12 protein-coding genes and 1 pseudogene are annotated in these 13,954 nt (G+C 47.7%); 8 read left to right on the top strand and 5 right to left on the bottom strand.

Going from position 1 to position 13,954, the window contains the following annotated elements; genetic code table 11:
* Positions 1-49: 49 nt before the first annotated feature.
* The 5 genes and pseudogenes from TW89_RS03070 to leuC all read right to left on the bottom strand — a co-directional run bounded on the left by TW89_RS03070 (position 50) and on the right by leuC (position 3,731).
* Positions 50-718 carry a DUF2625 domain-containing protein gene (locus tag TW89_RS03070; protein ID WP_128580516.1) on the bottom strand — a complete coding sequence of 223 codons (669 nt, stop codon included), beginning with the start codon at positions 716-718 and terminating at the stop codon, positions 50-52.
* Positions 719-787: 69 nt separating this feature from the next.
* Positions 788-1,429 (bottom strand): 3-isopropylmalate dehydratase small subunit, encoded by a 642-nt coding sequence (leuD, locus tag TW89_RS03065; protein ID WP_003742170.1) that lies wholly within the window; start codon positions 1,427-1,429, stop codon positions 788-790.
* A 45-nt stretch (positions 1,430-1,474) separates the two neighbouring features.
* Complete coding sequence (locus TW89_RS03060; RefSeq protein WP_049331002.1) at positions 1,475-1,840, bottom strand: VOC family protein; 366 nt, start codon at positions 1,838-1,840, stop codon at positions 1,475-1,477.
* Positions 1,841-1,943: 103 nt separating this feature from the next.
* Positions 1,944-2,198, bottom strand: coding sequence for a hypothetical protein (locus TW89_RS03055; protein ID WP_049331004.1), 255 nt, complete (start codon positions 2,196-2,198; stop codon positions 1,944-1,946).
* A gap of 124 nt (positions 2,199-2,322) precedes the next feature.
* Positions 2,323-3,731: pseudogene (gene leuC / locus TW89_RS03050) on the bottom strand (3-isopropylmalate dehydratase large subunit).
* Between the two features lie 264 nt (positions 3,732-3,995).
* Between leuC and gshA the strand changes: the two are divergent.
* The 8 genes from gshA to aroD form a co-directional block, all read left to right on the top strand.
* On the top strand, positions 3,996-5,354 hold the full coding sequence (gshA, locus tag TW89_RS03045; RefSeq protein ID WP_128580515.1) for a glutamate--cysteine ligase: 1,359 nt from the start codon (positions 3,996-3,998) through the stop codon (positions 5,352-5,354).
* A 102-nt stretch (positions 5,355-5,456) separates the two neighbouring features.
* Positions 5,457-6,527 (top strand): magnesium/cobalt transporter CorA, encoded by a 1,071-nt coding sequence (gene corA, locus TW89_RS03040; protein ID WP_128580514.1) that lies wholly within the window; start codon positions 5,457-5,459, stop codon positions 6,525-6,527.
* A 114-nt stretch (positions 6,528-6,641) separates the two neighbouring features.
* Entirely contained in the window at positions 6,642-7,124 is a 483-nt protein-coding gene (locus TW89_RS03035; protein ID WP_003686444.1) for an acyl-CoA thioesterase, read from the top strand.
* Positions 7,125-7,251: 127 nt separating this feature from the next.
* A complete protein-coding gene (gene gyrA, locus TW89_RS03030; protein ID WP_128580513.1) occupies positions 7,252-10,023 on the top strand; it encodes a DNA gyrase subunit A in 2,772 nt (923 codons plus the stop codon).
* Between the two features lie 64 nt (positions 10,024-10,087).
* Complete coding sequence (gene uvrC, locus TW89_RS03025) at positions 10,088-11,929, top strand: excinuclease ABC subunit UvrC (RefSeq protein ID WP_128580512.1); 1,842 nt, start codon at positions 10,088-10,090, stop codon at positions 11,927-11,929.
* Positions 11,930-12,124: 195 nt separating this feature from the next.
* Positions 12,125-12,604: a hypothetical protein gene (locus tag TW89_RS03020; protein ID WP_128580511.1), complete on the top strand. Its 480-nt coding sequence runs from the start codon at positions 12,125-12,127 to the stop codon at positions 12,602-12,604.
* 162 nt (positions 12,605-12,766) lie between these two features.
* Entirely contained in the window at positions 12,767-13,117 is a 351-nt protein-coding gene (locus tag TW89_RS03015; protein WP_128580510.1) for a hypothetical protein, read from the top strand.
* Positions 13,118-13,201: 84 nt separating this feature from the next.
* A partial coding sequence (gene aroD, locus TW89_RS03010; RefSeq protein ID WP_128580509.1) for a type I 3-dehydroquinate dehydratase occupies positions 13,202-13,954 on the top strand: 753 nt, incomplete at its 3' end.

Below are 13,954 nucleotides of genomic sequence, written 5' to 3'. Positions count from 1 at the left end.
AAAGACGCTTTATTGGGATTATGACAACAAGGCCGTCTGAAAGGGCTTTTTATGGAGTTGTGTTTTGCAGATTCAAAGTGGAAGCATAATGTTCAGCGATAGGAATACGCTTGCGGCTGACTTGGTTTATATCGCTGCCTTCTTCAGTCCATAAAAACGGAAAGAACGTGTATACGCTGTCGCCATTCAAATCATGGATTTCTTCGCGCCAATTTTCCCAACGCAGGTTTTCGTAAAACAACTGTAAATCGCCGGTCAATGCCCAATTTAAGAAGTCGCCATAACCTTTACCGCAATCTTCCCATTCCAGTGTATCCGGTGGTAGGTAGAAAACATTACCTACTTTGCCATTCAATCCTCCGCCATTAATCGCAAAATAGCCTCCAGCAACATCATCGGCAAACAGATAATAGGGAGCAGGGCCTGCTGACTCGGATTGTGTACGGCTTAGATTCCAACTTCCCAAACCACGAGGTAGCTTCGCGCTGCCAGAACCAAGTATCCGTAACCAGCCGTCATCGATAAGGATACCGCCGGTTTCATAAACGACAGCACCCATAAACGAACGTATCGTTACTTGGGTTTTGACAAGTTCTTCCTTTGCCTTTTCAAGCGTACGTGGCAGAACTTCAACGCTGTTTACCGCTTTTGTAAGCCACTCTTGAATCAATGGCCACGCAGGGTCTTGGGTTTGGATTAATTCGTCGAATGATCTCATGGTCTATCCCAAAACATTCAGTAAAGGCCGTCTGAAACACTTAAATTTTTCAGACGACCTGATCGTTTATCAACCGTTAAACAGCCAAGGCTGGCTTTGACGGCGTTTTTCTTCGAAATCGCGGATTTCATCGGCATGTTGCAGGGTTAAGCCGATTTCGTCCAAACCGTTTAAGAGGCAGTGTTTGCGGTGTTCGGTAATGTCGAACTTGAACGTTTCACCGCTCGGCGTGGTCAGGGTTTGCTCGGCAAGGTCGATGGAGAGTTGATAGCCTTCGTTAGCTTCGACTTCTTTGAAAAGCTGATCAACTTGTTCTTCGGTCAACACGATGGGCAGGAGACCGTTTTTGTAGCAGTTGTTGAAGAAGATGTCGGCAAAGCTGGGGGCGATGACGGCGCGGAAACCGTAGTCGTCCAATGCCCAAGGGGCGTGTTCGCGCGAGGAGCCGCAGCCGAAGTTTTTGCGCGTCAACAGGATTTGCGCGCCTTGGTAACGTGGCTGGTTCAGCGAGAAATCGGGGTTCAGCGGGCGTTTGCTGTTGTCCATGCCTGGTTCGCCGTGGTCGAGGTAACGCCATTCGTCAAAGGCATTAGGACCGAAGCCGCTTCGTTTGATGGATTTTAAAAATTGTTTGGGGATGATGGCGTCGGTATCGACGTTGCTGCGGTCGAGCGGAGCGACGATGGCGGTGATTTTGGTAAAGGCTTTCATGTCAGATTCTTATAGTAATAATGGGAAATTTTATGGCTATTCGGGTTAGCGTGTGCTGTGCAAACCGATTCGGTTGCCTTCTGTGTCTTCGATAAATGCTGCAAAGCCGTTGGCAATGCGGAATTTCTCTTGTAACAGTTTGCCGCCTGCTGCAACGGCTTTTTCTGCTGTTTCGGCGCAATCCGGGCAATTAAAGAAAATGGTTGTACCGCCGTGGCCGGGCTGGGCATTGCTGTCGTGCCAAATCATGCCTGCCGTACCGTGTTGCGTGTAATCGGCTGGAAAAATGATGAAACGGAATCCGTTGCCGCCAACGTCTTGTAGGGGCTTGCCGAATACGGATTCGTAAAAGGCTTTGGCGCGATCCAAATCATGAGCGTGAATACCAAACCAGCTTGACGGATTACTCATTGTTTCTTCCTTTGCTTGGAATTGTGAAAATGTCTGAACAAGTAATAAGGTATCAGGCCGTCTGAAACGGAGTCAGGAGCTTCAGACGGCCTGATTTACCGAATTATTCGGTAGCGGCTTCGATTTTTTCTCCAACATGGCTCATGCCGCGGCCTACTGCATTGCCGCCTTTTTTAACGGCTTCTTCAGTTTTATCGGCTACGCGTTCAGCGGTTTCTTTGGTTTTGTCGGCTACACGTTCTGCAGTTTCTTTGGTTTTGTCCCAATTGCGGTTGGTATCGTCTTTTGCGCCGGACCAAGTGCTGGAACAAGCTGACAGGATGAGGGCTGCGGCAGCTAATGCAAACAGTTTTTTCATACTAGATTCCTTTCAAGTTATCAATGATTAAGAAGGTTTTCAGACGTTTTGCGCAATAGGAAAACTTACTTGAGCAAGGTATTGTTTCAGACGACCTGATCAATAAAGGCCGTCTGAAAATACTTTAAGCCATAGTGCGGATGTCGGTAAAGTGGCCGGTCACTGCGGCTGCGGCTGCCATGGCAGGGCTGACGAGGTGGGTGCGTCCGCCGTTGCCTTGACGGCCTTCAAAGTTACGGTTGGAGGTGGAGGCACAACGTTGTCCCGGGGTCAGGCGGTCGGCATTCATGGCGAGGCACATAGAGCAGCCCGGTTCGCGCCATTCAAAACCGGCTTCGATAAATACTTCGTGCAAGCCTTCTTTTTCTGCCTGCTCTTTAACCAAACCGGAGCCTGGAACAATCAACACGCGTTGTACATTGTCCGCTTTTTTGCGGCCTTTGGCGATAGCGGCGGCTTCGCGCAAGTCTTCAATACGGCTGTTGGTGCAAGAACCGATAAAGACGATATCGACAGGGATTTCGTTTAATGGCGTACCGGCTTCCAAGCCCATGTATTCAAGGGCGCGTTCCATGCCGCTGCGTTTGACCGGATCGGTTTCTTCAGCAGGATTAGGTACTTTGCCGCTGATGTCTAAAACCATTTCAGGCGAGGTGCCCCAAGTTACTTGAGGCTCGATGTCTTCGGCTTTGAAGTGGTATTCTTTATCAAATACGGCACCTTCGTCAGACACCAGCGTGCGCCAGTATTCGACGGCTTTGTCCCATGCTTCACCTTTAGGTGCGAAAGGTTTGCCTTTTACATAGTCGATGGTGGTTTGGTCGACGGCAACCATACCTGAACGCGCACCGGCTTCAATCGCCATATTGCACAAGGTCATGCGGCCTTCCATAGAAAGGCTGCGGATGGCTTCGCCGCCAAACTCGATGGCGTAGCCTGTACCGCCGGCCGTACCGATTTGGCCGATGATATAAAGTGCCACGTCTTTAGCGGTAACACCGGGTTTCAGACGGCCTTCAACGGAAATCAGCATGGATTTGGATTTTTTGCGGTAATACATTGGGTTGCCATGGTGTGCTCGACTTCGGAAGTGCCGATACCGTGCGCTAATGCGCCGAATGCGCCGTGGGTAGAAGTGTGAGAGTCGCCGCAGACAACGGTCATGCCGGGTAGGGTAGCACCTTGCTCCGGGCCCATAACGTGCACAATGCCTTGACCTTTATCCATGAACGGGAAGTAGGCGAGTGCGCCAAACTCTTTAATGTTTTTGTCCAAAGTATCGACTTGCAGTTTGGAAATCGGGTCTTGGATGCCTTTGTCCCAGTCGCCTGTCGGGGTATTGTGGTCGGCAGTGGAGACTACGCTGTCGATACGCCAGAGTTTGCGGCCGGCCATTTTCAAGCCTTCAAATGCTTGCGGGCTGGTTACTTCGTGAACCAGGTGGCGGTCGATGTAAAGCAGGACAGTGCCGTCTTCTTCTTCGCGGACGACGTGGCTGTTCCAAAGTTTATCGTAAAGGGTTTGTGCGCTCATGATGAGTATTCTTTGCTATTGGTAGGTATGAATGATGGTTTGCGTTTATGGGCCGATTTTAGGCTTTTTATAGGGGCTGCGCAATAGAAATTTGTCCAATTTTTAAAATTTGTTGCAAAGTTTCAAAAACACTTGTCAAAAATTAGACAAATTGTAGAATTGTTGACAAAAAGATTCATCTTATCTGAAAGAATGCTTGTCGAAATGCACTAAAAAGTTCTATCATTCTCACTCAACATCCACACTTACCAAGAGGTATAGAGAATGAAATTACCGGTAATGGCTCCTGAGCATCTGACTCAATTACGGGAATTTGAGAAAAAAGTCCTTGCCAATCATGCCAAAATCGAAGCATGGTTCCGTTCGCATTGGAACGAACACCGTCCACCATTTTATGGTTCGGTTGACATCCGTAATGCCGGTTACAAAATTTCATCTATCGATATGAACCTGTTTCCGGGTGGCTTCAATAATTTGAATCCCAACTTTATCCCGCTGGCGGCGGTTGCCGCGCAAGATGCGGTACAGCGCGCATGTGAAACGGCAAAATCCGTATTGATTATTCCTGAAAACCACACGCGCAACACATTCTATCTGCAAAACGTTTACGCCCTCAGCGAGATTTTGCGTTCGGCAGGATACGAAGTGCGCTTGGGCAGCTTGAATCCTGAAGTGACCGAGCCAACCGAGTTTGAAACCGCATTGGGCGACAAAATTTTGCTTGAGCCTTTATTGCGTACCCGTGAGCGTGTACATCTTGCCGACGGCTTCTCACCTTGCGTTGTTTTGTTGAATAACGACTTGTCTGCGGGTGTTCCTGAAATCCTTAAAGACATCAGTCAAACCGTATTGCCTCCATTGCACGGCGGCTGGACGACTCGCCGTAAAACCGAACACTTCGGCGCGTACAACCAAGTTGCTGCCGACTTTGCCAAGTTGATTGACATCGACGAATGGCAAATCAATCCTTATTTTGAAAAAATCAGCGGTTTGGATTTCCAAGAGCGTGAAGGTGAGGATGCGTTGGCAGGCGCGGTAGAGCGTGTATTGGCGAAAATTCAAGCCAAATACGATGAATTGGGTATTACCGACCAGCCTTTCGTTATTGTGAAAGCTGATGCAGGTACTTACGGCATGGGCGTGATGAGTGTTAAATCTGCAGATGAAGTGCGTGGATTGAACCGTAAAAACCGCAATAAAATGGCGAAAGTCAAAGAGGGTTTGGAAGTTAGCGAAGTCATTGTCCAAGAAGGTATTTATACCTACGAAACCATGAACGGCGCCGTGTGCGAACCCGTTGTGTATATGATGGACCGTTTCGTTATCGGCGGTTTCTTCCGTGTACACGAAGGGCGCGGCGCAGACGAAAACCTTAATGCCGGCGGCATGGTATTCGTCCCTCTGTCCAACAGCATCCCCACCGGCAGCGGCGACAACTCCCAAGAAGCGCCTGAAGCGTGCAAACGCGTATTTGAACAATGGGACTCGCTCGGCATGCCACGCTCTGAAAAAGACTGCGACGTCGACAACGAACACAACCGCCTCTACGTTTACGGCGTAATGGCGCGCCTGTCCTTGCTTGCCGCTGCATTGGAGTTGGAGAAAACCGCGCCCCAAGCCTAATAAAGCGTTGATCGATATTGTCAGGCCGTCTGAAAATTAGTTTTCAGACGGCCTTTTCTGTCTGTACAATTCATTCTAACTAAAAAAACATGATTTATTTTTATGAGCAAACCAGCCAATCCAGTTGAAATAACCGACAATCTGCCAGACCAAACCATACAGCGCAGCAATACCGACAATGCGCCGCGTTCTGCTATCCATCAAACCTTGTATTCCGCCGATACCTTTGCTCAGCATGATTATCTTGCCGGAAAAAACTTGCCCGATATTGCCCGCCCGCAAGAAGGTCAAATCGACTGGCTGCATTTTGTCGGCATCAATGATGCTGCCTTGCTCAAACACGCGCTTGAGCCTTACGGCATCCATGAGCTGGTGATTGAAGATATTCTCAGCCGCAAACAGCGTCCGAAAATCGAAGACTACGGCAGCTATGTTTTTACTGCCGCACAGGTTTACCACTATACCTCCACGGGCAAGCTCCATTCTGACCAAGTGTATGTGATTATCGGCAAAGATTTTGTGTTGTCTTTCCAACAAAAACCGTTGGGCTTGTTCAGCCATCTCCGCCGGCAGATGCACGAAAATCCGCACAATATTTTGAACAAAAATACGGCGTTTCTTGCTTATTGCCTGCTCGACCGTATTGTGGACGACTATTTCATTGTTTTGGAGTCGTACAACAACCGTGTCGAAACAATAGACAAGTCCCTGTTTAAAAATGAAAACAGCGATATTCTCAGTAAGATCCACCGCCTCAAGCGTGATGCCGTCCGTCTGCGCCGTACACTTTTGCCATTGCGCGATGTGTTCTACCAACTGGCCGTACGCGGCGATTTTGCCATTTTCAAAGGCGAATCGACTGTTTATCTGCGCGATGTGTACGATCACAATATGCAGCTTATCGAATCGCTTGATGCCTCGCGTGATATGGTGTTGAGCATGATGGACATCTACCTTTCCTTCCAGTCCAACCGCATGAACCAGCAAATGCGCGTGTTGACGGTTATTACCATCATCTTTATGCCGCTGACTGTCATCACCGGCATCTACGGCATGAACTTCGACAATATGCCTGAGCTGCATTGGCATTACGGCTATTTCATGGTTTTGGGTGTGATGCTGTGTATTATTATCGGACTGCTGATTTTCTTCTCACGTAGAAAATGGCTGTAAACAGGAAGGCAATGGGTTGAAATTCAACGATTAAAAACGGTAGAATAATTTTACACACGTGCAGTCTGAAGTTTTCAGACAATTTTAAAATAAATATCAAAAGGAGAATAAACGATGAAACCGGAACGCCAACTACCTTCCCATGAACTGATCATGTCCGAGCTGATGATGCCTTATACGGCAAACTTCAGCGGCAATGTTCACGGCGGCGATCTTCTGCGCCTGCTCGACCAAGTGGCATATTCCTGCGCCTGCCGTTACAGCGGAACCTATTGCGTTACTCTGTCTGTTGATAAAGTATTGTTTAAAGAGCCTATTCATGTTGGTGAGTTGGTAACCTTTTACGCCAGTATCAACTACACCGGCCGCACTTCTATGGAAGTCGGTATTCGGGTTGAGGCGCAAAACATCCACACCGGCGAAGTGCGTCATACCAACAGCTGCTACTTCACCATGGTTGCCGTTGAAGACGGTAAGCCGGTTCCTGTGCCGCCTTTGGAAATCAATACACAGCGCCAACGCTGCCGTTATGAAAGGGCTAAAAAGCGTAAAGAGTTGAGTCTGCAGGCTGCGAACGAAGATTCTGGCTGCAATTAAATTGAATTTATTAAATAATGAAGGCCGTCTGAAATCCTGTTTCAGACGGCCTTCACGCAAAAGCCATAAACTACTTGTTTTGTGGTAGAATCAACAAGATTTTTGCCATACGAAATTACAGATAATCATGACCGACGCAACCATCCGCAACGACCATAAATTTGCACTTGAAACCCTGCCTGTCAGCCTTGAAGACGAAATGCGCAAGAGCTACCTCGATTACGCCATGAGCGTGATTGTGGGACGAGCCCTGCCGGATGTCCGCGACGGTCTCAAGCCGGTACACCGCCGCGTGTTGTACGCGATGCACGAGTTGAAAAACAACTGGAATTCCGCCTATAAAAAATCGGCGCGTATCGTCGGCGACGTTATTGGTAAATACCACCCTCACGGCGATACAGCCGTTTACGACACCATCGTCCGTATGGCGCAAGACTTCTCCATGCGTTATGTGCTGATTGACGGTCAGGGCAACTTTGGTTCCGTTGACGGCTTGGCCGCAGCAGCCATGCGTTATACCGAAATCCGCATGGAAAAAATTTCCCATGAAATGCTGGCGGATATTGAAGAAGAAACCGTCAATTTCGGTCCCAACTATGACGGCAGCGAACATGAGCCGCTGGTGTTGCCGACCCGTTTCCCTGCGCTGTTGGTAAACGGTTCGTCCGGTATTGCCGTCGGTATGGCAACCAATATCCCTCCGCACAATTTGGGTGATACCATCAATGCCTGCCTGTGCTTGTTGGATGAGCCTGAAACTGAAATCGATGAGCTGATCAACATTATCCAAGCGCCCGATTTCCCAACCGGCGCAACTATTTACGGCTTAAGTGGCGTTCGCGAAGGCTATAAAACCGGCCGTGGCCGTGTAGTGATGCGCGGTAAAACCCATATCGAGCCTATCGGTAAAAACGGTGAACGCGAAGCCATTGTTATCGATGAAATCCCATATCAAGTAAACAAAGCCAAGCTGGTTGAGAAAATCGGCGAGTTGGTACGCGAAAAAACGCTGGAAGGCGTATCCGACCTGCGCGACGAGTCCGACAAATCTGGTATGCGTGTCGTGATCGAATTGAAACGCAATGAAAATGCCGAAGTCGTTTTGAACCAACTTTACAAACTGACCCAGCTGCAAGACAGCTTCGGTATCAACATGGTGGCCTTGGTTGACGGCCAGCCGCGTTTGCTGAACCTGAAACAAATCCTGTCTGAATTCCTGCGCCACCGTCGCGAAGTTGTTACCCGCCGTACTTTATTCCGCCTGAAAAAAGCGCGTCATGAAGGCCATATTGCCGAAGGTAAGGCGGTGGCCTTGTCCAACATCGACGAAATCATCCGTCTGATTAAAGAATCTGCTAATGCGCCGGAAGCCAAAGAAAAATTGCTGTCCCGTCCATGGCGCAGCAGCTTGGTTGAAGACATGCTCAGCCGCACGGATTTAGACTTGCACATGATGCGTCCTGAAGGTTTGCCAGAGAATTTGGGTCTGCACAGCCAAGGCTATTATCTGAGCGAATTGCAAGCCGATGCCATCCTGCGCATGAGCTTGCGTAACCTGACCAGCCTCGATCAGGAAGAAATTGTCGGCGAATATAAAAACCTGATGAGCAAAATCATTGATTTCGTAGATATTCTTTCCAAACCTGAACGCGTTACCCAAATCATCCGCGAAGAATTGGCAGACATTAAAGCTAACTTCGGCGATGAGCGTCGCAGCGAAATCAATCCGTTTGGCGGTGATATTGCCGATGAAGACCTGATTCCGCAACGCGAAATGGTCGTTACCCTGACTCATGGCGGCTACATCAAAACCCAGCCGACTACTGATTATCAGGCGCAACGTCGCGGCGGTCGCGGCAAACAGGCAGCGGCAACCAAAGACGAAGACTTTATCGAAACCCTATTTGTTGCCAATACGCATGATTATTTGATGTGCTTCACCAATTTGGGCAAGTGCCATTGGATTAAAGTGTACAAACTGCCGGAAGGCGGCCGCAACAGCCGCGGTCGTCCGATTAACAATGTTATCCAATTGGAAGAAGGCGAAAAAGTCAGCGCCATCTTGGCCGTCCGCGAGTTTCCGGAAGACCAATACGTCTTCTTTGCCACCGCACAAGGCATGGTGAAAAAAGTCCAGCTGTCTGCATTTAAAAACGTTCGCAGCCAAGGCATCAAAGCCATTGCGCTTAAAGAAGGTGATTACTTGGTCGGCGCAGCGCAAACCGGCGGTGCGGACGACATTATGTTGTTCTCCAACTTGGGCAAAGCCATCCGCTTTAACGAATATTGGGAAAAATCCGGTAACGATGAAGCAGAAGATGCCGATATTGAAATCGAAAACGAAGATTCAGACGGCCTGGATGATGAAAATGCCGAAAACGCATTGCCAAGCGGCAAACACGGTGTCCGTCCGTCCGGTCGCGGCAGCGGCGGTTTGCGCGGTATGCGCCTGCCGGCCGATGGCAAGATTGTCAGCCTGATTACCTTCGCCCCTGAAGCCGAGCAAAGCGATTTGCAAGTATTGACTGCTACCGCCAACGGCTATGGCAAACGCACTCCGATTGCCGATTACAGCCGTAAAAACAAAGGCGGCCAAGGCAATATCGCCATCAATACCGGCGAGCGCAACGGCGATTTGGTTGCCGCGACTTTGGTCAGCGAAACCGACGACCTGATGCTGATTACCAGCGGCGGCGTCCTGATTCGTACCAAAGTTGAGCAAATCCGCGAGACCGGCCGTGCTGCCGCAGGTGTCCGCCTGATTAATCTGGATGAAGGCGAAACCTTGGTCAGCTTGGAACGAGTGGCTGAAGAGGCTGAAGATGAAGCTGCTTTAGAAAGCGATGCAGCTGAAAACCAAGTGGTAGAAGCTGAAGATACTCCGTCTCAAGAATCTTAAACTTCAATGAAAAAGGCCGTCTGAAAAGTTTTCAGACGGCCTACTTATTCCAAAAGAAAATCCCGTGAGCGCAACCGAACCATTCGATTTACCTCTTTTTCTGAAAAATCTGCCCAATCTGCCGGGCGTGTACCGTTTTTTTGACGAAGACAATAATGTTTTGTATGTCGGCAAAGCGGTCAATCTCAAGCGGCGCGTTTCCAGCTATTTCCAAAAAAACGACCATTCGCCGCGCATCGCATTGATGGTAAAACAGGTTCATCATATTGAAACCACCATCACGCGTTCCGAAGCCGAAGCGCTGATTCTCGAAAACAATTTCATCAAAGCCTTGTCGCCGAAATACAATATTCTTTTCCGCGATGACAAAAGCTATCCTTATTTGATGCTCAGCGGCCATCAATATCCGCAAATGGCGTATTACCGTGGTACACTGAAAAAGCCTAATCAATATTTCGGCCCGTATCCGAACAGCAACGCCGTGCGCGACAGCATTCAAGTGTTGCAAAAAGTCTTTATGCTGCGTACCTGCGAAGACAGCGTATTCGAGCATCGCGACCGTCCTTGTCTGCTTTACCAAATCAAACGCTGTACCGCGCCTTGTGTCGGCCACATCAGCGAAGAAGATTACCGCGACAGCGTACGTGAAGCCGCGACTTTCCTCAATGGCAAAACCGACGAACTGACGCGCACCTTGCAACACAAAATGCAAACCGCCGCCGCCAATCTGCAATTTGAGGAAGCAGCCCGTTACCGCGATCAAATTCAAGCACTCGGCATCATGCAGAGTAATCAGTTTATCGACAGCAAAAATCCGAACAATCCAAACGATATCGATTTGCTCGCTCTGGCGGTTTCAGACGGCCTAGTCTGCGTACACTGGGTCAGCATCCGCGGCGGACGGCATGTCGGCGATAAAAGCTTTTTCCCCGACACCAAAAACGATCCCGAGCCAAACGGACAAGATTACGCCGAAGCCTTTGTCGCCCAACACTATCTAGGCAAAAGCAAACCCGACATCATCATCAGCAACTTTCCCGTTCCCGATGCGCTGAAAGAGGCTTTGGAAGGCGAACACGGCAAGCAGATGCAGTTTGTCACCAAAACCATAGGCGAACGCAAAGTCTGGTTGAAAATGGCAGAGCAAAACGCACAAATGGCGATTGCACAACGCCGCCTGCAACAAAGCAGCCAGCAACACCGTATTGATGAACTGGCCAAAATCCTCGGCATGGATTCAGACGGCCTTAATCGCCTTGAATGTTTCGATATCAGCCACACGCAAGGCGAGGCCACTATTGCGTCCTGCGTTGTGTATGATGAGCAAAACATCCAGCCTTCGCAATACCGCCGCTACAACATCACGACCGCCAAACCCGGCGACGACTACGCCGCCATGCGCGAAGTGTTGACGCGCCGTTACGGCAAAATGCAGGAAGCCGAAGCCAACGGCGAAAGTGTCAAATGGCCGGATGTCGTGTTGATTGACGGCGGCAAAGGGCAAATCGGCGTAGCCGTATCGGTATGGGAAGAGCTCGGGCTGCACATTCCTTTGGTCGGTATCGCCAAAGGCCCCGAGCGCAAAGCCGGCATGGAAGAACTCATTCTGCCTTTTACCGACGAAGTCTTCCGCCTGCCGCCAAACAGCCCGGCCTTGCATTTATTGCAAACCGTACGCGATGAATCGCACCGCTTTGCCATTACAGGCCACCGCAAAAAACGCGACAAAGCACGCGTTACTTCCTCACTCAGCGAAATCCCCGGTATCGGCAGCAAACGCCGTCAAGCATTGCTTACCCGATTCGGCGGTCTGCGCGGCGTGATTGCGGCCAGCCGCGAGGACTTGGAAAAAGTGGAAGGCATCAGTAAAGCATTAGCGGAAACCATTTATGAGCATCTGCACTGAGCGATGAGACAAAAAGGATATCTAAAAAATTTTCAGACGACCTTTTACCTTATTGTGTTAATTTCAACTAGGGATTCCGGTTAATTCAGATAATACTTTGCGTTAGTTTTTGAAAAGGATATAATCCCATTTGCATTCTATCCGCTATTGTAATGAATGCAGTCAAACTATCTATTTAATTGTAGGAGAACGTTTATGAAAAAATATTTGGTCTTGTTGTTTGCAACAACACTAATGGTACCATCGCTTTCATTTGCTGACGGAAGTGATGCTGCTAAAATCAATTTAGTTAAAAAACTCTATAAGACTGATAAGCAAGGCTATGCTAATGGGGAAACATATTCTAAATATGCTGCGCCTGAGTTTAAAAATATCATAAAACAGGCTTACCGCATTATTGATGGTATCGAAAGAAGAACTGGCGATACTTGCGATATGGCAGAGCACTACGATCAAGGTTTTTGTAATGGAGATAGTAAAATCAGTAAGCTGAAAATTACCCCTTTATCTGGTAATCTTGTTCAAGTTACCTTTTCTGATGGTTCACTGAAAAACAACTTAAAATACGACATTAGTTGTACCAGCAATCGTTGTGTCATCAATGACATCATTAATGATGGAAGAAGTATTCGGAAGCAATACCAAAAAATTATTTCTAGTAAAAGTTGTGATTAAGTTATTTTAGTTAAGGTTGTCTGAAAATATTTTCAGACAACCTTTTTTAAATCTTATTCTATATAGTACTGTGATTTTCCTCTCTTAAGAAAATATCAGATTTAAACTAAAATAAATAAGAAATTTAAAATATTTAATAAAAAACTTTATAAGGGTATTATTATGAAAAACTATTTTTATATTTTTATATTAATGGCAACACAATTTGCTCAAGCAGAACAGAATAATTGCAACTCACTTAATAAAATAGCAGAAGCCAAGGGGGCAATTTACGCTCCAGTTCTTGGTAAAACTGTTATCAAACCAGGTAGGCTATATTTTCATTCTGCCCCGCATTCTTCTTGTAAATTAAAAGAAACCTTTATTATTAAAGGGGATCATGTTGTTGTTTATAAAAATTATAAAAATTACGACTATGCAATGTTTATTAATAACAGAACTGGTATTACTACACAGGGCTGGATTTTGGAGAATGCCCTAAAAACTACCGGTACGATGGGAGGGCGTTTATAATTCAACACAATCTAAAAATTTTTTACGAACTATTCTTCCTCAAGCTAATACTGCTTAAAGTATTAGATAAGATAAAGGAACAATATGAAACCTGTCATCATCAAAAATATCGAGATCGGAAAAGGCCTGCCTAAAATTGCCGTGCCGCTGGTGGCCGCCAATACGCAGGAATTGGAGCAGGCTTTGCGTATTTTGAAAGATACGGCTTTTGACATTATTGAATTTCGTGCAGATTTTTTCCAAGAAGCGCTTGATGCCGATTTTATTGCCGAGCAATTAGGCATTGTCCGACAGGCTTTTCCTGATAAGCCCTTACTGTTTACGTTTAGAAGGGCGCAAGAGGGCGGTAATACGCCTTGTTCTGACGACTATTATTTTGAATTATTGGAAAAAATCATCCGTTCCAAACAAGCCGATATTATCGACATCGAGCTTTTTGCTGAGGAAGGCGGCGTAAAACAAACCATTGCTTTGGCGCATGAGTATCAAACTGCCGCCTTGCTTTGTAATCACGATTTCCAATCCACGCCGTCTTTGGCAGACATTACAGGCCGTCTGAAAACAATGGCCGAGTGGGGCGCGGATATCTGCAAAATTGCCGCGATGCCGCAATCACCGCACGATGTATTGACTTTATTGCATGCAACATATGATGTTTCACAAAGTATAAACTGCCCGATTATTACTATGTCCATGGGTAAAACCGGAGCCGTCAGCCGCTTGGCCGGTTCGACTTTCGGCTCGGCTGTTACCTTTGGTGCAGCAGGAAAAACGTCGGCTCCCGGCCAAATTGATGCCAATGAATTAGGAAAATCTTGGCAATTTGGGATAGTTAAT

This window comes from Neisseria flavescens, assembly GCF_001618065.1.
In the GTDB taxonomy this organism is placed as follows: Bacteria; Pseudomonadota; Gammaproteobacteria; order Burkholderiales; family Neisseriaceae; genus Neisseria; species Neisseria flavescens_A.
The sequence above is the reverse complement of the archived record's forward strand: the minus strand, read 5'-3'. Positions and strand labels throughout refer to the sequence as shown.